Annotated in this window: 20 protein-coding genes; 4 read left to right on the top strand and 16 right to left on the bottom strand. The window is 72.4% G+C overall.

The window, feature by feature from the left end; genetic code table 11:
• Positions 1–21 precede the first annotated feature (21 nt).
• From OIB37_RS22505 to OIB37_RS22480, 6 genes are all read right to left on the bottom strand, one after another.
• Positions 22–1,542, bottom strand: a complete 1,521-nt coding sequence (locus tag OIB37_RS22505; protein WP_330459400.1) for an aldehyde dehydrogenase family protein — start codon at positions 1,540–1,542, stop codon at positions 22–24.
• A 181-nt stretch (positions 1,543–1,723) separates the two neighbouring features.
• The gene (locus OIB37_RS22500) at positions 1,724–2,113 is read right to left on the bottom strand and encodes a mycothiol transferase (RefSeq protein ID WP_330461931.1); all 390 of its coding nucleotides are present in this window, start codon (positions 2,111–2,113) and stop codon (positions 1,724–1,726) included.
• Positions 2,110–3,174, bottom strand: coding sequence for a hypothetical protein (locus OIB37_RS22495; RefSeq protein WP_330459399.1), 1,065 nt, complete (start codon positions 3,172–3,174; stop codon positions 2,110–2,112). The genes OIB37_RS22500 and OIB37_RS22495 overlap by 4 nt, the downstream gene beginning before the upstream one ends.
• Positions 3,175–3,193: 19 nt before the next feature.
• Positions 3,194–3,553 carry a hypothetical protein gene (locus tag OIB37_RS22490; RefSeq protein ID WP_330459398.1) on the bottom strand — a complete coding sequence of 120 codons (360 nt, stop codon included), beginning with the start codon at positions 3,551–3,553 and terminating at the stop codon, positions 3,194–3,196.
• Positions 3,543–5,276, bottom strand: coding sequence for a hypothetical protein (locus tag OIB37_RS22485; protein ID WP_330459397.1), 1,734 nt, complete (start codon positions 5,274–5,276; stop codon positions 3,543–3,545). The genes OIB37_RS22490 and OIB37_RS22485 overlap by 11 nt, the downstream gene beginning before the upstream one ends.
• A gap of 202 nt (positions 5,277–5,478) precedes the next feature.
• Positions 5,479–6,468 carry a malate dehydrogenase gene (locus OIB37_RS22480; RefSeq protein WP_330459396.1) on the bottom strand — a complete coding sequence of 330 codons (990 nt, stop codon included), beginning with the start codon at positions 6,466–6,468 and terminating at the stop codon, positions 5,479–5,481.
• Positions 6,469–6,842: 374 nt separating this feature from the next.
• Between OIB37_RS22480 and OIB37_RS22475 the strand changes: the two genes are divergently transcribed.
• A complete protein-coding gene (locus OIB37_RS22475; RefSeq protein ID WP_330459395.1) occupies positions 6,843–7,004 on the top strand; it encodes a hypothetical protein in 162 nt (53 codons plus the stop codon).
• On the opposite strand, the gene OIB37_RS22470 is transcribed toward OIB37_RS22475, so the two are convergent.
• The 3 genes from OIB37_RS22470 to OIB37_RS22460 form a co-directional block, all read right to left on the bottom strand.
• Entirely contained in the window at positions 7,001–8,347 is a 1,347-nt protein-coding gene (locus OIB37_RS22470; RefSeq protein WP_330459394.1) for a helix-turn-helix domain-containing protein, read from the bottom strand. The genes OIB37_RS22475 and OIB37_RS22470 overlap by 4 nt on opposite strands.
• 340 nt (positions 8,348–8,687) lie before the next feature.
• Entirely contained in the window at positions 8,688–9,125 is a 438-nt protein-coding gene (locus OIB37_RS22465) for a DUF3017 domain-containing protein (protein ID WP_330461930.1), read from the bottom strand.
• 22 nt (positions 9,126–9,147) lie between these two features.
• A complete protein-coding gene (locus OIB37_RS22460; RefSeq protein ID WP_330459393.1) occupies positions 9,148–10,002 on the bottom strand; it encodes a bifunctional methylenetetrahydrofolate dehydrogenase/methenyltetrahydrofolate cyclohydrolase in 855 nt (284 codons plus the stop codon).
• Between the two features lie 271 nt (positions 10,003–10,273).
• On the opposite strand from OIB37_RS22460, the gene OIB37_RS22455 reads away from it, so the two are divergent.
• Positions 10,274–10,903, top strand: coding sequence for an RDD family protein (locus tag OIB37_RS22455; protein WP_330459392.1), 630 nt, complete (start codon positions 10,274–10,276; stop codon positions 10,901–10,903).
• 96 nt (positions 10,904–10,999) lie between these two features.
• On the opposite strand, the gene purH is transcribed toward OIB37_RS22455, so the two are convergent.
• Both purH and purN read right to left on the bottom strand, forming a co-directional pair.
• Positions 11,000–12,571, bottom strand: coding sequence for a bifunctional phosphoribosylaminoimidazolecarboxamide formyltransferase/IMP cyclohydrolase (gene purH, locus OIB37_RS22450; protein ID WP_330459391.1), 1,572 nt, complete (start codon positions 12,569–12,571; stop codon positions 11,000–11,002).
• Positions 12,568–13,206: a phosphoribosylglycinamide formyltransferase gene (gene purN / locus OIB37_RS22445; RefSeq protein ID WP_330459390.1), complete on the bottom strand. Its 639-nt coding sequence runs from the start codon at positions 13,204–13,206 to the stop codon at positions 12,568–12,570. Before purN ends, purH begins: the two co-directional genes overlap by 4 nt.
• 272 nt (positions 13,207–13,478) lie before the next feature.
• Between purN and OIB37_RS22440 the strand changes: the two genes are divergently transcribed.
• Positions 13,479–14,303: a hypothetical protein gene (locus OIB37_RS22440; RefSeq protein ID WP_330459389.1), complete on the top strand. Its 825-nt coding sequence runs from the start codon at positions 13,479–13,481 to the stop codon at positions 14,301–14,303.
• Between the two features lie 152 nt (positions 14,304–14,455).
• Here the strand turns inward: OIB37_RS22440 and OIB37_RS22435 are convergent, their stop codons facing one another.
• Positions 14,456–16,693 (bottom strand): cell division protein PerM, encoded by a 2,238-nt coding sequence (locus tag OIB37_RS22435; protein WP_330459388.1) that lies wholly within the window; start codon positions 16,691–16,693, stop codon positions 14,456–14,458.
• A gap of 104 nt (positions 16,694–16,797) precedes the next feature.
• Here OIB37_RS22435 and OIB37_RS22430 point away from each other — a divergent pair, with 104 nt between their 5' ends.
• A complete protein-coding gene (locus OIB37_RS22430) occupies positions 16,798–17,889 on the top strand; it encodes a helix-turn-helix domain-containing protein (RefSeq protein ID WP_330459387.1) in 1,092 nt (363 codons plus the stop codon).
• A 137-nt stretch (positions 17,890–18,026) separates the two neighbouring features.
• On the opposite strand, the gene sucD is transcribed toward OIB37_RS22430, so the two are convergent.
• The 4 genes from sucD to OIB37_RS22410 form a co-directional block, all read right to left on the bottom strand.
• Entirely contained in the window at positions 18,027–18,911 is an 885-nt protein-coding gene (gene sucD / locus OIB37_RS22425) for a succinate--CoA ligase subunit alpha (RefSeq protein WP_330459386.1), read from the bottom strand.
• A gap of 27 nt (positions 18,912–18,938) precedes the next feature.
• Positions 18,939–20,117 (bottom strand): ADP-forming succinate--CoA ligase subunit beta, encoded by a 1,179-nt coding sequence (gene sucC / locus OIB37_RS22420; protein WP_330459385.1) that lies wholly within the window; start codon positions 20,115–20,117, stop codon positions 18,939–18,941.
• 685 nt (positions 20,118–20,802) lie between these two features.
• The gene (locus OIB37_RS22415; protein ID WP_330459384.1) at positions 20,803–21,738 is read right to left on the bottom strand and encodes a hypothetical protein; all 936 of its coding nucleotides are present in this window, start codon (positions 21,736–21,738) and stop codon (positions 20,803–20,805) included.
• 212 nt (positions 21,739–21,950) lie between these two features.
• The gene (locus OIB37_RS22410) at positions 21,951–23,144 is read right to left on the bottom strand and encodes a VWA domain-containing protein (RefSeq protein WP_330461929.1); all 1,194 of its coding nucleotides are present in this window, start codon (positions 23,142–23,144) and stop codon (positions 21,951–21,953) included.
• Positions 23,145–23,147 lie beyond the last annotated feature (3 nt).

Below are 23,147 nucleotides of genomic sequence, written 5' to 3'. Positions count from 1 at the left end.
GTGCGGGCGGGGAGCCCGGGCTCAGCCGGCGAACCAGCGCACCGGCTTCGGTGCGAGGTTCTGGTACACGTGCTTGGTCTCGCGGTACTCGGCGAGCCCGGCGGGCCCCAGTTCGCGGCCGGTGCCGCTCCTGCCGAAGCCGCCCCACTCCGCCTGCGGCAGGTAGGGGTGGAAGTCGTTGATCCAGACGGTGCCGTGGCGCAGTCGTCCGGCGACGCGGCGGGCCCGGCCGGCGTCAGCGGTCCAGACGGCGCCGGCGAGGCCGTACTCGGTGTCGTTGGCGAGGAACACCGCCTCGTCCTCGGTGCGGAAGGTCTCGACGGTGAGGACCGGTCCGAAGACCTCCTCGCGGACGACCCTCATCTCGCGGTGGCAGGCGTCGAGGACGGTCGGCTCGTAGAAGTAGCCGGAGGCGGGGCGGAGTTCGCTCGGCTCGGGCCGCTTGCCGCCGCAGCGCAGCACGGCGCCCTCGGCCAGCGCGGAGGCGACGTACGCCTCGGTCTTGGTGCGCTGCGCCTCGGAGACGAGCGGGCCGCACTCGACTCCGTCACCGGTGCCCCGGCCGAGCCTGATCCGCTGGGCGCGGCGGGCGAGTTCCGCGACGAAGCGGTCCCGGACGGACTCCTCGACGATCAGGCGGGAGCCGGCCGAGCAGACCTGGCCGCTGTGGATGAAGGCGGCGTTGAGGGCCTGGTCGACGGCCGTGTCGAAGCCCTCCTCGGTGGCGCAGGCGTCGGCGAAGACGACGTTGGGGTTCTTGCCGCCGAGTTCGAGGGCGACCTTCTTCACGGTCGGCGCGGCCGCCCGGGCGACCTTGGTGCCGCTGGCCAGACCGCCGGTGAAGGAGACCAGGTCGACGCCGGGGTGCTCGGCGAGCTCGGCGCCGACGGTGTGCCCGGGGCCGGTGACGAGGTTGGCGACTCCGGCCGGCAGGCCGGCCTCCGCCAGCAGCCCGATCAGCGCGATGGTCGTCATGGGGGTGATCTCGCTGGGCTTGATCACGAAGGTGTTGCCCGCGGCGAGCGCCGGGGCGATCTTCCAGCTCGCCTGGAGCAGGGGGTAGTTCCAGGGAGTGATCAGCGCACACACGCCGACCGGCTCGTGGACGACCACGCTGTGCACCTCGGGCGAGCCGGCGTCGACCACGCGGCCGGGGGCCTCGGCCTCGACCAGGCCGGCGAAGTAGCGGAAGGCGTCGGCGACGCAGTCGATGTCGACGCGGCCCTCCTCCAGGGTCTTGCCCGCGTCCCGGCTCTCCAGCAGGCCCAGCTCCTCGCGGTCGCGCACGAGGAGACCTGCGACGCGGCGCAGCAGCGCGGCCCGCTCGGCGACGGGGGTGCCGGGCCAGGGGCCGCGGTCGAACGCCTGCCGTGCCGCGGCCACCGCCCGCTCCGCGTCCTTCTCGTCACCCTCGGCGACCACCGCGAACGGCAGGGCGTCCGCGGGGTCGAGGATCTCGCGCGTCCCGCCGGCGATCGCTTCGAGCCATTCGCCGCCCACGTGGATGGTCGCCCGGGCCTGTCGTTCCGTTCTGTCCGCCATGATCGGTATCGCCTTCCGTTCCTGTTCGGTGCCCCTGCGTCACACGAATGTCACGCTCGGGGACCGTCACCGCCTGCCCTGGGCCTCGCATCGCATGCGCGATCGATGTCCGAAAGTGCGCGGCGTCACTGAAAACCCGGGATGAAAGCGAACGAAACGGACGCACTTGTCGAGGCGGTGATCAGAAAAGGAAGCCGACCGGCGGGTCCTCCCCCACCCGACCGTCCACCGCCTCCCGGATCAGGTCGGCATGCCCCACGTGCCGGGCGTACTCCTCGATCAGGTCGGTCAGCAGCCGTCGCAGCTGGGGCCTCTCCCCGGAGCGGCTCGTGTACCAGGCCGGGAAGTCCACCCCCTGCTCCGCCACCGCCCGACGCACGTTGTCCCGGGAGCGGGTGACGGCCGCCCGCCACAGCCCGCGCAGCCGCTCGGGGCTGTCGGCGGCGGCCGTGCGCCACTCCCGGCCCGGTTCGGCGTCCCGTACCGGATCACCGGCTCGGAGGAACTGCGGGACGCGGCCCGCGAGCTGGGACGGCGGCTGCCGGCCGCGGACGCGGGCGGCGTCGGTCAGTCCAGTGCCGGGTCCGCGTCGCAGGTCGTGTCGGGCGGGCAGAAGTGACCCAGTGCCGTGGTGAGAAGCGCGAGTTCGTCGCCGCTGCTGTCGGAGTCGGGGGCGTACACGGCGATGGCGTAGATCTTGCCGTCGGCCGCGACGAAGCGCTCGTCGTAGACGTGCCACCTGCCGACGTCGGGCTCGCCCTTGATGGAGTCGGCGAGGTACTCCAGGCGTGAGCCGGTGAAGTCGCCGTCGTCGAGGTTCCGCAGGGAGAGCTTCTCGAAGCCCTGCGGCTTGCCGGTGTCCGGGGAGAGGAACAGCGCGAAGGAGTCGTCCGGGGACTTCTCCGCGACCTGGTAGATCTGCAACCGGTGCCTGCTGTCCGTGCTGCGGTAGTTGACCACGCGGATGCCGTACGCGGAGTGGAGCGAGTCGCGCGCCCATCCCTCGGGTGCCGCGATCCGGAAGCCCTCCTCGTCGTCGTACGACGTGTAGCCGGCGGGGAGCGCGGTGGAGGACGCGGCCGGCGACGCCGTCGCGGTGGGCGACCCCGAGGCGTCCGTCGACGGCGGGTCCGTCCGCGTGGGCGACACGGACGCGCCGGTCGCGGCGCCGCGGTGCCCTGGGGCGGGGTCCTCCTTGCCGACGACCGCGAAGAGTGCGGCGCTCACCGCCACACCGACGACCGCGGCCACCACGGCCACGCGCCGCCGGTTCAGGCCGCCGGCACGGGGCGCCGAGGGCCGGTCCGCGGTCGGCGGCCACGTGGTGGTGACGGCACCGGCCGCGTCCTGAGGGGGCCACGCGGCACCCTCAGCGGTGCCGGTGCCGGTGCCGGTGCCGGTGCCGGTGCCGGTGCCGGTACCCGTGTCGGCACCGGTGCCGGCCCCGGCCTCGGTGTCCGTTCCGGCGTCGGAACTGGCCCCCACCTCGGTGTCCGTGCCGGCGGCCGTCGTCCGCGGTGCGTGGTGCGGCCGGGACGGGGGCGGGAGCGTCGGCGGCGCGGCCGGTCGATGCCCGGCCCCGTCCTCCCAGCGCTGCGCGTCCTCGTCCCAGTACCGCTGTCCCCCGTTCATCGTGTCCCTCGCCTTCCGGTCACATGCCGAGCAGGCCGGCCACGGCGCCCGCCGAGGCGAGCACGCTCAGCAGAGCCTGGGAGTCGGTGAGCAGTTCACGCAGGCGCTCACGGCGTGTGGCGCCGGCCTGTCCGGTGCGGGTGATCTCGTCCTCGGTCTCGGCGAGCGCGCTGCCCAGCTCGGCCGTCTGCTCGCTGCCGCGCACCCGCTCCAGGTCCGCGCGCAGCTCACGCACAGCCCTGAGCAGTTCCTCCGCGCCCTCGTCGAGCGGCGCGCCCGCGCCGTACTGGTGGTGGCTCTCGGCGTGGGCGTGGCTGCCGACGGCGAAGGTGCTCTTCGAGACGTCACCGAAGCTGACGTTGGGCTCGTCACCGGCCATTGCTCCCGGCTCCCTTCTGCGGCGTGCCGCTGATCTGATCGGTGGAGGAGGCGGAGGCGTGGCTGCCGACCGCGAAGGTGCTGCCCTCGACGCGGCCGATGTTCACGTCGCCGTTGCTGATGTTGACGATCTTCTGGACGAACTCACCGGTCTCGTAGCCGGATTCGGCGAGCGCCGCCCGCACCCCGTTCGCCACGCGGTCCTGCACGCTCTTGAGGTAGCGGTCCACGTCCATCTCCTGGAAGAGCGACGCGGTGGGCGCGGAGCCCAGTTCGCGCACCGACAGGGCCGGACCGTCGGGCAGGGCGCCCGCGTAGCCGCCGGTCGTCACGCGCCACACGTACACCAGCCCCCGGCCGAGCTGGCCGAGCGCGCGGCCCACGGAACCGGGCACCAGGACGACCGCGCCTGCGGCCTTGCCGAGCCTGGTGTTGTGGCGGAACCGGTGCGCCGTCCGGTCGGCGTCCTTGAAGTCCGCGCGCACCGGCGTCAGCACGTGCGGAGCGACCTCGAGCATCAGCATCCGGCCCTGGGTGTGGACGCGCACGAAGACCGTGACGACCAGCTCCTCCTCCCAGCCGCCGACGCGGATGCGCAGGAAGTGCCGCCGCTTCTCGGCGCCTTCCTCGACCGCGCGCGCCCGGTGCTCCTCGAACGCCTCCGGGGTGTACGGCGCCTGGTCGCGGCGGAGCAGCCCCTCGGCCGGCAGGAACACGCACTCGTCGATCTCCAGCCAGCGCAACCGGTCCCGCACCCCGGCCCCGGCGAACTCGGCCGGAATCCTGAGCTGTTCGAGCAGCGGCCGGATCTTCTCCAGGATGGTCCGGTTGCTCAGCTGCTGCTTCTTCTTCAGCTCGTCCGGCCTCAGCTCCACGGCGAGCACCCAGGTGTCGTACGCCGCGCCCGCCCCGCAGAAGGGATGGGCCTCGTTGTACATGATCAGCGGCGCGTGCTGTTCACTCCGGATGAGGTGCTTGAGCCGCTGGAAGCGCGGGTTCTCGGTCTGCTCGGCGGGGTCGCCGGCGGCGTCCGGGAAGCGCTGCGGGGAGAGTTCGGCGGCGAGCGCCCGGCTGACCTGGGTGCGCTGGGCGTAGACACAGAGCCCGATGAGCGCCAGCACGACGAGCGTGACCCAGGCCTGCAGCGGCTTGGGCGCCAGAAGGCCGAGGAGTCCGTCCGTACCGGAGGAGCGGGAGTACGAGTCGTACGGGTCCGGGGAGGAGCCGCTGTCCGGGCCGCCGCCGAACGCGACGACGAGCGTAAGGACCAGCATGAAGGCGAGGGACAGGCGAGCGTTCCAGCGGACGAGGAACGCGGGGATGAGCCGGTACAGGGGCGGCTGTTCGGCGCGGCCCCGGATCCAGGGCGCGAGCGCGAGCCAGACGCTGGCCCACAGGAAGGCGCCCAGCAGCCACCCGCTGAGCGGTGTCCCCACCACCCACAGACCGATGACCGCCCCGGCCCAGCCCAGCTCGATTCGCCGGGCGCGCAGGGCGTGCGCGAGGACGCGGGCGGCGTCGAAGCCGAGCGACGGCGCGGCGATCCGCTGTTCGTTGAGGTGGAGTTCCTCGATGACGCGGTCGCGGTAACCGGAGTCCAGGTAGACGCCCGCGCACAGCAGGCGGGTCGCCTCGCTGGCGTGCGGCGGCCTGGACGGTTGCGTCGGCGGCACCCCCGGTGGCGACGCCGGCTGCTGTTGCTGCGGCACGTGAGCAGTACTCATGCCACTCCCCCGATGAGCGGAAAGAACCTCTGCCGTGCAGGCATTTGACAAGCCATCAGCATAGGGCGGCGGAAGGGGGCGCTGAAGCGGGATTGCCGCAGGCTTCCTGTGTGAAACCTGTGAAACGGGCATGGCCCCGCTCCGGTGGAACCGGAGCGGGGCCATGTGACGCGGCGACGGTGACCGCCGCAGCGGGCGTGACTCAGATGAGGCCCAGGGCGCGGACCGCGTCGCGCTCCTCGGCGAGCTCCTTGACGGAGGCCTCGATGCGGGCGCGGGAGAACTCGTTGATGTCCAGGCCCTGGACGATCTCGTACTTGCCGTCCTTGGTGGTGACCGGGAAGGAGGAGATCAGGCCCTCCGGGACGCCGTAGGAGCCGTCCGAGGGGATGCCCATGGAGGTCCAGTTGCCCTCGGCGGTGCCGTTGACCCACGTGTACACGTGGTCGATGGCGGCGTTGGCGGCGGAGGCGGCCGAGGACGCGCCACGCGCCTCGATGATCGCGGCACCGCGCTTGGCGACGGTCGGGATGAACTCGTCGGCCAGCCACTGCTCGTCGTTCACGACCTCGGCGGCGTTCTTGCCGGCGACCGTGGCGTGGAAGATGTCGGGGTACTGCGTGGCGGAGTGGTTGCCCCAGATCGTCAGGCGCTTGATCTCCGAGACCGGGGTGCCGGTCTTCTTCGCGAGCTGGGTCAGCGCGCGGTTGTGGTCCAGGCGGGTCATCGCGGTGAAGCGCTCGGCCGGCACGTCCGGGGCGGCGGCCTGGGCGATCAGGGCGTTGGTGTTGGCCGGGTTGCCGACGACCAGGACCTTGATGTCGTCCGCGGCGTTGTCGTTGATGGCCTTGCCCTGCGGCTTGAAGATGCCGCCGTTGGCCTCAAGCAGGTCACCGCGCTCCATGCCCTTCGTGCGCGGGCGGGCGCCCACGAGGAGGGCCACGTTGGCGCCGTCGAAGGCCACGTTCGGGTCGTCGGTGATCTCGATGCCGCTCAGCAGCGGGAACGCGCAGTCGTCCAGCTCCATCGCCGTGCCCTCGGCGGCCTTGAGCGCCGGGGTGATCTCCAGCAGGCGCAGGTTGACCGGCACGTCCGCGCCGAGCAGCTGGCCGGAGGCGATGCGGAAGAGCAGGGCGTAACCGATCTGGCCGGCCGCGCCGGTGACGGTGACGTTCACGGGAGTGCGGGTCATGGCGTTCTCCGTATGACAGCTGGCGGTGGGGCGTCCCTGCCCCGTGCGGATGATCGATCTCTCGGCATCAAGAGATCTCCGTCGGTCAGGCTATCGCGCATCCGGCATACGAGACGGCCGGGGGCATGTGGCTCAGCCCACAAGTCAGGCTCCGCCGCGGCGGCCGGGGAGGGGGGCGGCCGTCCCGTCCGGGAGAGGGGGGACGAAGACGGCCGCCGGTGGGGATACCGGTACACCGGATTCCCGTGGGGGTACGAATTCGCGTGCCCAGGATCGGGCGGCTCATGCACCTCTCCCGCGAAATACACCCGAATTGCTGTACGGCTCCCTTTCGCCCGGCGCTGTGGCCGCACTTGGTGTGGTTGGTGCGGTCGGTGCAGTCCGCACCGCGGACGTACCGGCGTACGCCCGCGGTGCGGCCCGCGTCGCAGGTCCGCGGCCGCTGCCCGCCGTACGTCCGCGGGTGCGGCTACGTCCACGGGTACGGCTACGAGCGCGGGCGCTGCTGCGGCTACGGCTACGGCAACGGCCGCTAAGCCGTGCACCCCGTCTGGCCCGCCGCCAGGATCGCGCAGGCCTTGACCTCGGCCGCGTCCTTCACGGCCACCATCGGTGTGTAGGCGATGGTGTCCCCGGCGGTGGCGATGTCCCCCGCCTGACGGATCTTGCCGACGGTCACCCGCACCCGGTCGCCCTGGGAGCCCCCGGTGATCCGGCCCCAGGCCGTGCCGCAGGTCTTGCTGTAGCGGACCTCCAGGGTGGTGGCGCCGACGGTGGCGGTCTTGGCGGTGGCCACCAGTTCGCCGCTGCACCCCATGGCCTCGGCGTCCTTGCCCGCGCAGGCCGCGCCGGCGCACTTGACCCCTGGAGGCAGCGTCGGCTGGGCGCTGACGGCCGGCGAGGACGACTTGGTCGCGGCCTCGTGCCCGCCTGCGCCGCCCCGGTGGGTGAAGAGGAAGACGACGCCGATGATGAGGAGCACGGCGCCGAAGCCGGCCAGGAACATCATCAGCCGCTGCCCGCCCCCGGACCCTCCGGCCGGGACTCCGCCCGCCGGACCGGACACCCGGGGCGGGGCGCCGAACGGACTCGGCAGGACCGACGTCGAGTCGACCTCGTGCGGCGGGACGGGCGGCCGTACGGCGGCACCGCCGCCCAAGCCCAAGCCCACACCCGGGCCCACGCCCAAGCCCACACCCGAGCCCGAGTCGGAGCCCGCGCCCGCACCCGTACCCGTGCGCGCACCGGGGACGGGTCGCCGGCTCGCCGGGGAAGGGCCCTGATACCCCGCGAGTCCCCAGGAGTTGCGCTTGGAGTCCGCGCCGCCGGTGTCCGCCTTCTCGTGCTCCCCGGACCCCGCGGCCGTCGGACGGCGCGGGAGGGTCGGCGACACTCCCGCGGGGCCGGCGATACCCAGCGCCGGGGTGGTGCCGTCAGGCTTGGTGCCCTTGGAGGTCGTGCCCTTGGGGGCCGCGTCCTTGGGGGCCGCGTCCTCAGGGGTGGTCCGGGTGGCACCGGCCGCCTCGGCCTGAGCCGCTCCGACGACCCCGAGGGCGGCGCGCGCCTGGGAGATCCGGAGCTGCTCCATGGTGCGGTCGTGCCGCATCTCCGCCCGGCTCCAGGCCCGTTCGGCCAGCTCCCACATGGTGGTGAGGTGGCCCGGATGGCTGCCGGTGACCTCGGCGAGCGCGATGATCGCACCCTTGGGCGCGAGCAGCCGGCCGGCCAGGTAGCTGTCCCACGACGTCCTGCTGTAGCCGGTCCGGTCGGCCAGCGCCGCGACCCCCAGGCCGCTGCGGTCCACGAGGTGCCGCAACTGGCTGGTGAATTCCTTTATCTGCGGATCGAGTTCGTCCGGCAAGGCCTTCCATCGAGGCATTGCTTCCCCCCTCATTCCCCCCGGTCGGTGCTGTCGGTTCCCCGCGCCGGATCCCGGTTCCCGCGACCGGGGCACGCGGAAGCATCGGCCCACTGGTCAGCCCGGTCCTGACGCTGCTTCGTAAGATAACCCCCGAATTGTCAACACATCGACACCGTGTCCCCACATACGGCGGAACGCGGGTGCCGTGGCACGGCGCGGACACCGTGGCGGAACGGTCACTTCCGTGCCACAGCGCGCGAACAGGCGTTGAACGGCCCCTTCGCGGCGGGCCAGAGTGAAGGCCGGTGGCCCGCCCCTCTTCGGGGGAGGGGGTGGGCCACCGGCCTTGCGTGAAGCGTCAGTTGGCGAGTGTGAAGTGCAGGATGCCCTTCAGGAACGGGATCTCCAGCAGGGGGTTCGGCTGGGCCGACAACGCCAGCAGGACGATCGCGAGGCCCAGGACGCCGTAGGTGGCGATGTCGGTGAACCGGGAGCGGACGGCGAGCATGCCGACGCTGGGCAGCGCCCAGCGCATGCCCGCGCCGACCAGCAGGGCGACGCCGACCAGCAGCATGCCCCAGCGGAACACGTCGAGCGCGGTCAGCAGCAGGCCGAGGGCGACCGTCGACAGCACGACGAGCATGGGCCACTGCCGGGCGGGCGCCGGGGCGTCGCCGGGTGCGGCGCGGCCGCCGCCCTCGGGGCGCGCGGTGTCCTTGGTGAAGCGCGGGAAGCGGCGGCTGAGCCGCCGGGTGTGCCGCTCGGTACGGGCGGGGGCGGGGGCGGGGGCGGTCATGTCCGCGTTCGGGTGCGCGCGCTCAGCCGACACTGCGCTCCGCCGCCTCGACCACGTTGACCAGCAGTTCGGCACGCGTCATGGGGCCCACTCCGCCCGGGTTCGGGGAGATCCAGCCGGCCACCTCGGCCACGTCCGGGTGAACGTCGCCGACGATCTTCCCTTCGGCGTTGCGGGAGACGCCGACGTCCAGGACGGCCGCGCCCGGCTTGACGTCCTCGGCGCGGATCAGGTGCGGGGAGCCCGCGGCCGCGATGATGATGTCGGCCTTCTTGAGGTGGAAGGCGAGGTCGCGGGTGCCGGTGTGGCACTGGGTCACGGTGGCGTTCTCGCTGCGCCGGGTGAGCAGCAGCGGCATCGAGCGTCCGATGGTCACACCCCGGCCGACCACCACGACCTCGGCGCCCTTGGTCTCCACGCCGTGGCGGCGCAGCAGGGTGAGGATGCCGTTGGGGGTGCAGGGCAGCGGCGCCGCCTCGTTCAGGACGAGACGGCCGAGGTTCATCGGGTGCAGGCCGTCCGCGTCCTTGGCCGGGTCGATCATCTCCAGGACGCGGTTCTCGTCGATGCCCTTGGGCAGCGGGAGTTGGACGATGTAGCCGGTGCAGGCCGGGTCCTCGTTCAGCTCGCGGACAACCGCCTCGATCTCCTCCTGGGTTGCCGTGGCCGGGAGTTCACGCTGGATGGAGGCGATGCCGACCTGCGCGCAGTCGCGGTGCTTGCCGGCGACGTACTTCTGGCTGCCGGGGTCCTCCCCCACCAGGATCGTGCCGAGGCCGGGCGTGACGCCCTTCTCCTTCAGCGCCGCCACTCGGGCGGTCAGATCGGACTTGATCTCGGCTGCGGTGGCCTTGCCATCGAGAATCTGGGCGGTCATGACTCCATCCTCGCGGATGACGGGCCCCCGGTTCCACTCCGGGTCCGCCGCCCCGTCACGGCCGCCGGACCTGGTCATGTCACGAATGTCAGCCCTTGATCACCGATGTTGCACTTGCACAACGCCTCGCGAATTCGGCTGGACAGGCTCTTGACCGTCCACGACGATGTGGGACGCAGTACCGCGGTCCGGTGGGGGGAAGCCGCTCAAGCCTTGACGTACCTCCGTGCCTTCCGCATCGTCCCCGCAGGATCAACGGAGGAAATCCGCCATGAGTTTCGGCTCGCCGAACAACCCCTACGGTCAGCCGCAGGACCCGCAGCAGGCTTACGGCTACCCGCAGGCCCCGCAGGGCATCCCGCCGCAGCAGGGCTACGGGTACCCGCAGCAGCCGGGGTTCCCGGGCGGTGACGGTCCGCGTCTGGCCTCGATGGGCCGCCGCTGCGGCGCCCGCGCGATCGACGTCGCCGTCTTCTTCGTCGTCTACCTCGTCGTCGCCGGGGCCGGCGTCGCCGGCCTCATGGACGACGTCAAGAAGTGCGACCCCAACGCCTCCGACTACCAGGACTGCGTGAACAACGCCAGCTCGGACTTCGTGGGCAAGTTCATGGGCATCCTCGCCGTGCTCTGGATCTTCAGCCTGCTCTACGAGGTGCTGATGACCAGCCTGGCCGGCGGCACCCTCGGCAAGCTGGCCGTGGGCATCCGCGTGGTGAAGGCGGACACCGGCCAGAAGGCCGGCCTGGGCGCGTCGATCATCCGCTGGATCATCCCGATCGTCGGCAGTTTCGTCTGCGGTATCGGTCAGCTGATCGTGTACCTGTCCCCGTTCTGGGACAACGCCGGCCGCCTGCAGGGCTGGCACGACAAGGCCGCGAGCACCATGGTCGTCCACAAGTAGGACGACCGGCGCCGGAAAGGGCCGTGCCCCCGAGGGGGGTACGGCCCTTTCCGCGCGCTCGGCGCGGATCAACAGAAGCGGATCAGTGGAAGCGGATCAGTGGAAGAAGTGCCGCGTACCCGTGAAGTACATCGTCACGCCCGCCGCCTTCGCGGCCTCCACGACCTGCTCGTCACGGATCGACCCGCCCGGCTGCACGATCGCGCGGACCCCGGCGTCGATGAGGATCTGGGGACCGTCGGGGAAGGGGAAGAAGGCGTCGGAGGCCGCGTAGGAGCCGCGCGCCCGCTCCTCGCCGGCCCGCTCGACGGCGAGCTTGCAGGAGTCGACGCGGTTGACCTGGCCCATGCCGACACCGACCGAGGCGCCGTCCTTGGCGAGCAGGATCGCGTTGGACTTCACCGCCCTGCACGCCCGCCAGGCGAAGGCCAGCTCGGCCAGTTCCTCGGGGGAGAGCGCGTCGCCGCTGGCCAGCGTCCACTCGGCCGGGTCGTCGCCGTCGGCCTGCAGCCGGTCGGTCTCCTGCAGCAGCAGGCCGCCGTCGATCTGCTTGCCCTCCAGCCGGTTGCACGGGCCGTTGGGGGCCTTCAGCACCCGGATGTTCTTCTTCTTGGCGAGGGCTTCGAGGGCCCCCTCCTCGTAGTCCGGGGCGACGATGACCTCGGTGAAGATCTCCGCGACCTGCTCGGCCATCTCCTTGCTGACCGGCCGGTTCACGGCGATGACGCCGCCGAACGCGGACAGCGGGTCGCAGGCGTGCGCCTTGCGGTGCGCCTCGGCGACGTCCGCGCCGGTCGCGATGCCGCACGGGTTCGCGTGCTTGATGATCGCCACGCACGGCTCGTCGTGGTCGTACGCGGCACGGCGGGCGGCGTCCGTGTCCGTGTAGTTGTTGTACGACATCTCCTTGCCGTGCAGCTGCTCGGCCTGCGCGAGCCCGGTGGCGCCGGCCTCGGTGTACAGGGCGGCGGGCTGGTGCGGGTTCTCGCCGTAGCGCAGGGTGTGCGCGCGCTCCCAGGTGCCGCCGAAGAAGTCGGGGAACACCGACTCGTCGAGGGGGGCGTACTCGGAGGCGAACCAGGAGGCGACGGCCACGTCGTAGGCGGCGGTGTGCCGGAAGGCCTCGGCGGCGAGCCGCTTGCGGGTGGCGAGGTCGAAGCCGCCGCCCTGGACGGCGCCCAGGACGTCGGCGTACCGCTCGGGGCTGGTGACGACGGCCACGGACGGGTGGTTCTTGGCCGCGGCGCGGACCATCGACGGACCGCCGATGTCGATCTGCTCCACGCACTCGTCGGGCGAGGCGCCGGAGGCGACGGTCTCCCGGAACGGGTAGAGGTTCACGACGACGAGGTCGAAGGGCTCCACGCCCAGTTCGGCGAGCTGCTCGCGGTGACTGTCCAGGCGCAGGTCGGCGAGGATGCCCGCGTGCACCTTCGGGTGCAGGGTCTTGACCCGGCCGTCCAGGCACTCGGGGAAGCCGGTCAGCTCCTCGACCTTGGTGACGGGGACACCGGCGGCGGCGATACGGCCGGCCGTGGACCCGGTGGAGACCAGCTCCACACCGGCCTCGTGCAGCCCGCGCGCGAGGTCTTCCAGCCCGGTCTTGTCGTAGACGCTGACGAGCGCCCGGCGAATGGGCCGCTTGGTGCTCTCGGCGGTGGCGGTCACTGGATAACTACCTTTCGTCCCTCAATGCGATGGCCGTGGCGGGCGAGCCGCCCCACGACCTCGACGAGCAGCCTTCGCTCGACGTCCTTGATGCGCTCGTGCAGCGCGCTCTCGTCGTCCTCGTCCCGGATCTCGACCACGCCCTGGGCAATGATCGGACCGGTGTCGACGCCGTCGTCGACGAAGTGGACGGTGCAGCCGGTGACCTTGGCGCCGTACGCGAGCGCGTCCCGCACGCCGTGGGCCCCGGGAAAACTGGGCAGCAGAGCCGGGTGGGTGTTCACGAACCGCCCGCCGAACCGCGCCAGGAACTCCTTGCCGACGATCTTCATGAAACCGGCGGAGATCACGAGGTCGGGCTCGTACGCCGCCACGGCCTCGGCGAGCGCCGCGTCCCACTCCTCCCGGGTGCCGAAGTCCTTCACTCTGCGGACGAACGTCGGCAGCCCGGCCCGCTCGGCGCGGGCGAGCCCCTCGATGCCGTCGCGGTCGGCCCCGACGGCGACGACCCGGGCGCCGTAGGCCTCGGCTCCGGCGCGCTCGATCTCGTCCAGGAGCGCCTGCAGGTTGGTGCCGGATCCGGAGACCAGCACGACGAGGCGCTTGACCGCTGGGCCAGCGGGGGTGGCGGCCACGGTGGGGCCCTTTCTCGGAGAGCGATACGTGTCCGGCCGGCGGTTTGTACATTCGTACGAATGCTTCACGCCCCGCTATACGGGGAAGTCTACGAAGCGGCCGACCGGCAGCAACGATACCGGCACTCCGGACGGCCCCCACGGGACGGGGGCGTGGCCGGAAGGTAGCGTTCGGGACGAGCCGGCTCGGGAACGCGGTCGTCGTGCGGTGCGTTCACGGGGTGGAAGCTCTCATCGGACAGCCGTTTCACTTAGGGGAAGACGCTCTTTTGATGCCCGATCGCAGCCCGCGACTCCTCACGTTCCCGCCGCTCCCGGCCCAGGGGGGAGAGCGTGGTGCCACGCTGCTGCGGGAGCGTCCGGCCTCGCCGTCACAGACGCCTCCCGGCGGCCGGGACGGCGACGGGCGAGGCGGTGACAGCGGGCAAGGTGGTGACAGCGGGCGAGGCAGCGGCGACGGACGGGACGGCGGACAGCCGGACGACAACCCCTTCGCGCCTCCGCCGGAGGGGACTCCCGACCAGCCGTGGCAGCCGCGTCACCCCGAGGACTCCTCGGGTTCCGGTTCCCGGGGCGGCTCCCCGTGGGGTCAGTGGAGCGACCGGCAGCCGGGCCGCGCCCCCGGCGGCTTCGGCGAGCGGCCCGGCAGCGGCCCCGCGGGCCCCGGCCGGTCCGGCCGGTCCGGCATGCGCTGGGACCCGACGGACCCGGCCCAGCGCCGCGCGCGCTACGCGTTCCTGTCCGGCATGTGGGGCGTCTTCCTCGTGGTGCTCGGCTGGCCCTACGTGTCCCTGCTGCTGGGCGCGCTCGCCCTGTACTGGAGCATCAGCGCCCTGCGCGCCAAGCCCCGCACCCCGAGCCCGGACGCTCCGGCGCCGGCGACCGCGGGGCCCCGCCCCCAGATCGCGACCGCGATCGGCGGCCTGATCTCGGGCTCCCTGGCCCTGGTCCTGGTCGGCGGTGTCTTCGCCGTCCAGGTGGCCTACCGCGACTACTACACCTGCGTCGACGACGCCCTCACCCACGAGTCCAAGCAGTCCTGCGACCAGATGCTGCCGCGCGAACTGCGGGGCGTGCTGGGGGCCGACAACAGCTGAGCCGCTGACGTACGACGGACGCCGACGGACGCCGCCGGACGCCGCCGGACGTACGGTCGCGATCGTGACGCCGGCCCGCGCGGGCGTCGGTCGCCTGTGCGGGGTGCGCGTCGGTCGCCTGTGCCGAATGCCGGGTGACGGGTGACGGGTGATCAATCGGCCGGCTCAGGTGGTGCGAGCGGAGGACGGGGGGCGTCCCGGGGTGCCGCGGGTTCCGGCAGGAGTGGCCGGTCCTTCCGGCCCGCCGGTTCCGCGGGCGTGACGTGCGCTTCCCCGACGGCCGACGGCTTTCGCTCGGACCATGCCCCGGAAGAGGCCGACGACGACGGGGCCGACGGTCCCGGCGAAGGCGTGGGCGAGGGAGGGGGCGCGGACCAGTCGGGCGCCTGCTCGGCCTTCGGGACCGCCGCGGCCTCTCGCAGGGCCGCCCAGCGGTCGGTGCGGGAGAGGTCGTCGTCCTGCCAGGCCGGGGGGAACGGGTCGTCCGTGGGCTGGAGGTCGTACGACTCCTCCCCGGCGGGGCCGGCGTCGGCGACAGCGGCCGGCGCGGGGACGGGGGCGGTCAGTACGGATGCCGGACCGGGTGCGCTTTTGGCCGGCTTCCCCGACGTGTCTTCCGTGGCCGGGGTGTCCGCAGTGCCCGTCGCCGGCTTCCCCGAGGTGCCCTTCGTGGCCGGCTCGTCTCCGGCGCCGTCCGCTTCGGTGGGCGCGGCGTTCTTCGCGGCCTTCTTCGCTGCCTTTCGCACCTTCTTCGCCGTCTCCTTCTCCGTCTCCTTCGCTGTTCTCGCCGCCGCCTTCCGGTCCGCCTTCCGGGCCCTCTTCGCCTCCTTCCGCGCCTTCCGCGCCTTTCTCGCCTCCGCGCGCCCCGTCTCCGCCCCCTGCGCCGGAATCACCCCCGGGTTCTGTGCCTTCCACGGTCTCCGCAGCCCACGCAGCCGCCACGCGCGTACCGTCAGCGTCACCGGCAGACCGGTCAGCGCGATCCAGATCCCCGCCGCCGCCCCGGTCCGCCAGCCCGACGGACCGAACCGGGACAGCGCGGTCACGCCCAGCGGACCGCCGGCCAACTCGGCGAGCAGGGCGAGCACGGCCGCGCACACCAGCGCGGCCAGCATCAGCACCCCGGCGGTCCGCGCCGCCGACCAGCGCGCCCGCACCGCGGGGGACGCCGGCTTCGCGGGGGACGCCGGTTTCGCGGGGGACGCCGGTTTCGCCGACGCCGCCTGTTTCGCCGGGGCAGCCTGTTTCGCCGACTCCGACGCTGTCGCCTTCGTGGACGCCCCCGGCTTCACGGGCGCCCCCGGCTTCACGAGCGTCCCCGGCTTCGCGGGCCGCTGACGCCGTACGGCCCCGCGCGCCACGAACCAGCCCACCGTCACCCCGGCCGCCACCGGCACCAGCCCGGACGCCCAGTTCAGCGGTGTTCCGGTGCCCGCGTCCGGTACCCCGGCGAGCAGCGGGAAGGGCGGCAGCAGCGGGGCCGGGTCGGAGGCCAGGGGGTGCACCATGTGCCCGGCGCCGAGGGCGAATCCGGGGCCGAGGGCGTAGGACGCCGCCCACACCGCCGCGTTGGGGATCAGGGCGACTCCGAGCAGCAGCACCGCGAACCGCCCGGTCCAGCCCTCCGTCAGCTGCAGGAAGGACACCCGGGCGGCGTCTCCGTGCCACACCAGCGACACCGCGAGCAGCAGCGCCCCGCCGCCGGTGAGCACCGCCGTCCCGGCCCCGGCGGCCCGTACGGCCGTACCCAGCCGCGCCCGCGCGTCCGGCCCGGACAGCAGCCGCCGCACCGGCCGCGGCAGCGCGGGCCGCAGCCGCAGCACGGGTTCACGCGGGCGGCCGTACGCCGACCAGACCCCGGCCGCCGCCGTACCCGCCGCGACCGCCGGCAGACACACCGTCACCCACATCCACTCGGGGCGCAGTTCACCGCTGGAGCAGTACAGCGCGGCGGCGATGCCGACGCCGAGGTAGCCGAGGACGACGCCCGTCCACGCCGTGCGCGCCCGGACCGGGGGCGGCCCGTCGGGCTCGCGGGACGCGTCCGCGGCGTCCCGCGCCGCCCGGTACAGCAGCCACACCGGCAGGGTGAGCAGCAGCAGCGGCGTCACCCCCACCGGATGCGGCGCCCCCGAGAGCGTGTCGGTGCGCACCAGTTCGACCCCGTGCGCCAGCAGCCACAGCGCGGCGGCGATGTGCAGCGCACCGCCCGGACCGCTGTCGGGGTACGGCGAGCTGACCCACAGCACCATCACCAGCACCGCGAAGGAGCCGAGCCCGAGCCCGGCCGCGAGCGCGCCGCCCATGAGGCTCGCGCCCAGTCCTGGTGAGCGGTCGCGCAGCCGGGTCAGCAGGGGCGACGACGAGCGGCGAACGGTCAGCTGAATCACGCCGCCATGGTCCCAACGACACGCGCTTTACCGTCGTAACAGGCGAACCACCGATGTGTCGCCCAATATATGTTTATGTACTTTTTCGCACGGAGGGGTGAGTTGTGAAGCAGAACCCTGCCGGCCCGCTCCCACCGCCGAAGGAACGCCGACGTCTGCGCGAGGCAAGCTCACTGACGCAGACTCAGGTCGCCACCCGCGTGGGCGTCAGTCGCGCGACGGTACGCGCCTGGGAGCGGGGCCGAACCGTACCGAGCGGCCCCCAGGGCGCGGCCTACGCCCGCCTGATCGCCGCGCTCGCGCCGCCGCCCACGGCGGACGGGAGTCAGGAGCGAACGAACGAGGAGTATCAGGAGAAACGTTCGATCACTTCGGCATCGGCGCCCCCCGGCCTCCCGTCCCTGACCCCCGATCAGGCCTTCGATGCGCTGTACGCGTTCTGCGCCCCCGCCCTCGTACGCCAGGCCTACCTGCTCACCGGCCGCCGCGAACTGGCCCGGGAAGCCGTCGAACGGGCTTTCCAACTGGCCTGGCAGCAATGGCCCGAGGTGGCCCGTGACCGTGACCCGGGCGGGTGGATCAGGTCGACGGCGTACGAGTACGCCCTCTCCCCCTGGCACCGCTTCCGCCGCCGCCACCGCTCCCCCGAAGCCCCGCCCGCCGACCCCGCCGACCGCGCCCTGCTGCACGCGCTGCTGAAGCTCCCGCCGTCGTACCGGCGCACGCTCGTCCTGTACGACGGCGTCGGCCTCGACCTGCCGGAGACGGCGGCGGAGACGGAGGCGAGCACGCCGGCCGCGGCCGGCCGGCTGACCCGTGCGCGGGAGGCCGTGGCCGCACAGGTCCCGGAACTCGCCGATCCCGCGGCGCTGCACCGCCGACTGACCGAACTGGCCTCCACGGAGAGGCTGCGCGCCGCCCAGCCGACGACGGTCCGGACCGTCGGCGAACGCCGCAACATCTTCTGGACCCAGGCGGCCATCGCGTTCACGGTCGCCATCGTCGGCGCGACGGCACTGACCCTGCGTACGGCTCCGACGCACTACGTACCGCCCATCGCCCCGGCGCAGGCGGTGCACGGAGTCCCCGTGGCCCCGGCCATGGGTCCCCTCTCCCCGACCGAGATCGCCCTGCGGGCCAAGCTGCACGGGGCGGCGGAGAGCGGTCCCGAACGGCTCTTTCCGGCGGCACGCTGACCCGCCTGGTTCCGTCCGGCCCCGGGCGGAGACGGCGGTGGGCCCGCTCCTGGAATCAGCGGCGGGTCCGCCCCCGGAAACGGCGGTGGGCCCGCTCCCGAAAAGGGAGCGGGCCCACCGACAGCGGGTCGGAAGACTCAGGCGCTCAGGATCTCGCGCGCGAGCTTCGCCGTCTCGGTCGGCGTCTTGCCGACCTTGACGCCGGCGGCCTCGAGGGCCTCCTTCTTCGCCTGGGCGGTACCGGACGAACCGGAGACGATGGCGCCGGCGTGGCCCATGGTCTTGCCCTCGGGCGCGGTGAAGCCCGCGACGTAGCCGACGACCGGCTTGGTCACGTTCTCGGCGATGAACGCGGCCGCGCGCTCCTCGGCGTCGCCACCGATCTCACCGATCATCACGATCAGGTCGGTGTCGGGGTCGTCCTGGAACGCGGCCAGGGCGTCGATGTGCGTGGTGCCGATGATCGGGTCGCCACCGATGCCGACGGCGGTCGAGAAGCCGAGGTCACGCAGCTCGTACATCATCTGGTACGTCAGCGTGCCGGACTTCGAGACCAGGCCGATGCGGCCCGGCTTCGTGATGTCGCCCGGGATGATGCCGACGTTCGACTGGCCCGGCGTGATGATGCCGGGGCAGTTCGGGCCGATGATGCGGGTCTTGTTGCCCTTCTTGCCGGCGTACGCCCAGAAGGCGGCCGTGTCGTGCACGGCGATGCCCTCGGTGATCACGACGGCCAGCGGGATCTCGGCGTCGATGGCCTCGACGACCGCGTCCTTGGTGAACTTCTCCGGCACGAAGATGACGGAGACGTTGGCGCCGGTCTTCTCGATGGCCTCCTTGACGGTGCCGAAGACCGGTACCTCGGTGCCGTCGAAGTCCACGGTCTGACCCGCCTTGCGCGGGTTCACGCCGCCCACGACCTCGGTGCCGTCACCCAGCATGAGCTTGGTGTGCTTCATGCCGGTGGCGCCGGTCATGCCCTGGACGATGACCTTGCTGTCCTTGTTGAGCCAGATAGCCATGGTGTGTTGTGTCCTCGTCCTGAGTGCTTACTTGGCGGCGGCCAGCTCGGCGGCCTTGGCGGCCGCGCCGTCCATGGTGTCGACGCGCTGCACCAGCGGGTGGTTGGCGTCGGTGAGGATCTTGCGGCCCAGCTCGGCGTTGTTGCCGTCGAGGCGGACGACGAGCGGCTTCTCGACCTTCTCGCCGCGGTCCTCGAGGAGCTTCAGCGCCTGGACGATGCCGTTGGCGACCTCGTCACAGGCGGTGATGCCACCGAAGACGTTGACGAACACGGACCGGACGTCCGGGTCGCCCAGGATGATCTCCAGGCCGTTCGCCATGACCTGGGCGGAGGCACCGCCACCGATGTCCAGGAAGTTGGCGGGCTTGACGCCACCGTGGTTCTCACCGGCGTACGCGACGACGTCCAGGGTGCTCATGACGAGACCCGCGCCGTTGCCGATGATGCCGACCTCGCCGTCGAGCTTGACGTAGTTGAGGCCCTTGGCCTTGGCCGCAGCCTCGAGCGGGTTGGCCGCGTCCTTGTCGTGCAGCTCTTCGTACTCGGGGTGGCGGAACTCGGCGTTCTCGTCGAGCGACACCTTGCCGTCGAGGGCGATGACGTCACCGGAGGCGACCTTCGCGAGCGGGTTGACCTCGACGAGGAGGGCGTCCGACTTGATGAAGGTGTCCCACAGCGTGATCAGGACGTTGACAACCTTGTCCGCGACCTCGGCCGGGAACTTGGCGGCCTCGACGATCTCGCGGGCCTTGGCCTCGTCCACGCCGTCGATGGCGTTGATCGCGATCTTGGCGACGGCCTCGGGGCGGGTGGCCGCCACCTCCTCGATCTCCATGCCGCCCTCGACGGAGGCGATGCAGAGGAAGGTGCGGTTCGCACGGTCGAGGAGGTAGGAGACGTAGTACTCCTCGACGATCTCCGGAGCGGTCTCGGCGATCATCACCTTGTGGACCGTGTGGCCCTTGATGTCCATGCCGAGGATGTCCGTCGCGCGGGCGACGGCCTCGTCCGGGGTGGCGGCGAGCTTGACGCCGCCGGCCTTTCCACGACCACCGACCTTCACCTGCGCCTTGACGACGGACTTGCCGCCCAGACGCTCGGTGATCTCGCGCGCCGCCTCAGGCGTGTCGATGACTTCACCGGCCAGCACCGGTACATCGTGCTTGGCGAAGAGGTCCCTCGCCTGGTACTCGAACAGGTCCACGCGCTTCCGTCCCTATCAGTGATCTCGCGGTTCGTTGGATGCGTGGGCGTGCCGCGAAGGGCAACGTGACGTCCGCTTGTCACTAGAGGGGCGCACACGGTGTCCGAGCGCGCGGCATGTCCGTCCCGCAGGTTATCCCCGCTTGCCTGAGGCCCCTAAATCGCGGGTCACACCTGGGCGGTGATACCTGTCACATGATGTCGGTTTTCCTGACACGGCGTGCCGAAAGCGAGCCGGTACCGCGTCGGTGTGCGGGGCCTCACCGGGCTGGGGTTGACCCGGTGAGGCCCCTGGGACGGCCCCGGACAACCGGGGCCGGTGCGGTTGATCCCCACCCCGATGGAGACCACCCGCCCCGCCGCGGGAGCTCGGCCGGACGGTCCGACGGCATTCGGCCGTCCGTATCCGGCGACCCCGCGGAGTTCTTCGCGGGCACGCGGTCCTGGTGACGCGCTTTCCGGTGCCTCGGCTTCTGATGCCTCGGTCCTGGCGGCCCAGTCCTCGCAGCCCGGTTCTGGCGGCCCGGTCCTGGCAGCCCGGTCCTGGTAGCTGATGCCCTGCCGCGGGTCCCGCACGCCGTACGGAGGGCGCCAGGCCCTGGACGGAGGGGGGCAGGGGGAAGAGCAGGGGGGCGGACCGAGGCGGGGCACCCGTGCCGACGCCGGGAAGCGTGCTGGTGGGTGGCTCAGCCGGGGAAGACGGGGATGTCCCGGTGCCGTTCCCGGGTGCGGGACGCGTCGGTGCGCGCGGTGGCACCGGACACGAGCCGCACGGGCGCGCGGCCGGAGAGGGCGACGGCGTACGTGTCACCGTGCCGGGGCACGCCGCCGTCGGCGGCCTGCTTGCCGAGCACACCGTCCGGGGCCCCGCCGGGCGCGGGATGTCCGGGTACGCCGACGGACTCGGCGGCGCTGTGTACACGGCCGGCGAAGGTGCGCGCGTGGGTGGGACGCTGCGGGGCCTGCACTCGGCCCGGCCCGTACGGGGTGGCCGGCGCCGGCGCGAGCTCGACGGCCGTGCCGGACTCGGCACGCGCCGCGGTACGGCCTTCGGCGCGGGCGTCGTTGGCCCGGGTGCCGTCGGCGCGGGTGCTGTCGGCCGGGGCCGAGGCGGGGGCTGCCGTGGCACCGGGCCCCTGCGGAGGCTCGGAGGTGACCGGCGCGTCGGACAGCGGACTCGTCGACGGCTCCGGTGCCCGGGAAAGCACCGGCAGGGGCATTCCGGGCGGCGCCGACGGCGGCGACACCTTCACTTGAGTCGCGTCAAGCACCTGGGACGCGGTGTCCAGCACGGTCCGTACGGGAGTGAGGACCAGCTCGGTGACGGGCTGAACGGGGACAATTGTGTCTCCGTTGATCTCGCGCCCGGTGTCCGTATGTCCGGTCACCGACTGCACCACGGCCACGGGGGTCGCGGTCACCACGGAGGCCACAGAGGTCACGGAAGTCACTGGGGCCACAGGGGCCACGAGTGCGCCCTCGGCCGCGTGCGCCTGCTCCCCGCAGAGGAAGCCGAGCAGGAACAGTCCACCGACCAGCAGGACCAGTTGCAGCGCACGCCGGGCCACCGCCGTACGCAACAGGCGCACGGTGGTACCGAAGAGGGTGGCTGGCAGGGTCAAGAGGGGACGGGTCCTCCCGTACGGCGGAACGGTGCCCGAGGCGCAGCACGGGCGGCGATGATCCTCGCACGGCACGCCCGAGATCACGCAAGCCCGCGGTCACTGATGGACCGCCATTTCCCCTTTCCCCGGCTCCCCTTGGCTTTCCACGGCTTTCCTCCGCTTTCCGCCGTCCTCCCCGGGCTTCCTCGGGCCTCGGGCTTCCTCCGCTGTCACGCGGTGTCCGGTATCGGCAGCGGCCGCTTCTCGATCGCCGCCGCCATCACCTCGGGGAACAGATCCGGTGTGCAGGCGAACGCCGGTGCACCGAGCGCGGCGAGCGCGGCCGCGTGCTCCCGGTCGTACGCGGGCGCACCCTCGTCCGACAGGGCGAGCAGCGTCACGAACTGCGTCCCGGACGCCTTCATCGCCGCGACCCGCTTGAGCATCTCGTTGCGTATGCCGCCCTCGTACAGGTCGCTGATCAGCACCACGACCGTCTCGGCCGGCCGGGTGATCCGCGACTGGCAGTAGGCCAGCGCGCGGTTGATGTCCGTGCCGCCGCCGAGCTGGGTGCCGAAGAGGACGTCGACCGGGTCGTCCAGCTGGTCGGTGAGATCGACGACCGCCGTGTCGAAGACGACGAGCCGGGTGCTGATGGACCGCATGGAGGCGAGCACCGCCCCGAACACGGACGCGTAGACCACCGACGCAGCCATCGACCCGGACTGGTCGATGCAGAGGATGACCTCCTTCTTCACGGACTGCGCGGCCCGCCCGTAGCCGATGAGCCGCTCCGGCACGATCGTGCGGTACTCGGGCAGGTAGTGCTTGAGGTTGGCCGCGATGGTGCGGTTCCAGTCGATGTCGTGGTGGCGCGGCCGGCTGATCCGGGCACTGCGGTCGAGGGCTCCGGTGAGGGTGGCCCGGGTGCGCGTGACGAGCCGCTTCTCCAGGTCCTCGACCACCTTGCGCACGACCGCCCGCGCCGACTCCTTCGTCGTCTCCGGCATCGCCTTGTTGAGCGAGAGTAGCGTGCCGACCAGATGCACGTCGGCCTCCACCGCCTCCAGCATCTCCGGCTCCAGCAGCAGCGCGGCCAGCCCGAGCCGGTCGATGGCGTCGCGCTGCATGACCTGGACGACGGAGGAGGGGAAGTAGGTGCGGATGTCGCCGAGCCAGCGGGCCACGGACGGGGCGGACGCGCCGAGTCCCGCCGAACGCTCCCGGCCCGCCTGCCCCTTGTCCTCCTTGCCGTACAGCGCGGCCAGTGTGCCGTCCATCGCCGCGTCCCGGCCCGACAGCACGCATCCGGTGCCGTCCGCCTGGTCTCCGCCGAGCACCAGCCGCCAGCGCCGCAGCCGCTCACGCGCGGTGTCGCCGGGGCCAATGCCGGTGCCGGTGCCGGTGCCGGTGCTGTCCACCATCGG

The organism is Streptomyces sp. NBC_00820 (genome assembly GCF_036347055.1).
GTDB lineage: Bacteria > Actinomycetota > Actinomycetes > Streptomycetales > Streptomycetaceae > Streptomyces.
This window is presented reverse-complemented; position numbering and strand designations above follow the sequence as displayed.

Bases quoted from the DNA above. Each gene is read 5' to 3' on its own strand.
- OIB37_RS22505 (WP_330459400.1), bottom strand. From the start codon at position 1,542: ATGGCGGACAGAACGGAACGACAGGCCCGGGCGACCATCCACGTGGGC.
- OIB37_RS22495 (WP_330459399.1), bottom strand. From the start codon at position 3,174: ATGAACGGGGGACAGCGGTACTGGGACGAGGACGCGCAGCGCTGGGAG.
- OIB37_RS22490 (WP_330459398.1), bottom strand. From the start codon at position 3,553: ATGGCCGGTGACGAGCCCAACGTCAGCTTCGGTGACGTCTCGAAGAGC.
- OIB37_RS22485 (WP_330459397.1), bottom strand. From the start codon at position 5,276: ATGAGTACTGCTCACGTGCCGCAGCAACAGCAGCCGGCGTCGCCACCG.
- OIB37_RS22480 (WP_330459396.1), bottom strand. From the start codon at position 6,468: ATGACCCGCACTCCCGTGAACGTCACCGTCACCGGCGCGGCCGGCCAG.
- OIB37_RS22470 (WP_330459394.1), bottom strand. From the start codon at position 8,347: ATGCCTCGATGGAAGGCCTTGCCGGACGAACTCGATCCGCAGATAAAG.
- OIB37_RS22465 (WP_330461930.1), bottom strand. From the start codon at position 9,125: ATGACCGCCCCCGCCCCCGCCCCCGCCCGTACCGAGCGGCACACCCGG.
- OIB37_RS22460 (WP_330459393.1), bottom strand. From the start codon at position 10,002: ATGACCGCCCAGATTCTCGATGGCAAGGCCACCGCAGCCGAGATCAAG.
- OIB37_RS22455 (WP_330459392.1), top strand. From the start codon at position 10,274: ATGAGTTTCGGCTCGCCGAACAACCCCTACGGTCAGCCGCAGGACCCG.
- OIB37_RS22440 (WP_330459389.1), top strand. From the start codon at position 13,479: ATGCCCGATCGCAGCCCGCGACTCCTCACGTTCCCGCCGCTCCCGGCC.
- sucD (WP_330459386.1), bottom strand. From the start codon at position 18,911: ATGGCTATCTGGCTCAACAAGGACAGCAAGGTCATCGTCCAGGGCATG.
- OIB37_RS22410 (WP_330461929.1), bottom strand. From the start codon at position 23,144: ATGGTGGACAGCACCGGCACCGGCACCGGCACCGGCATTGGCCCCGGC.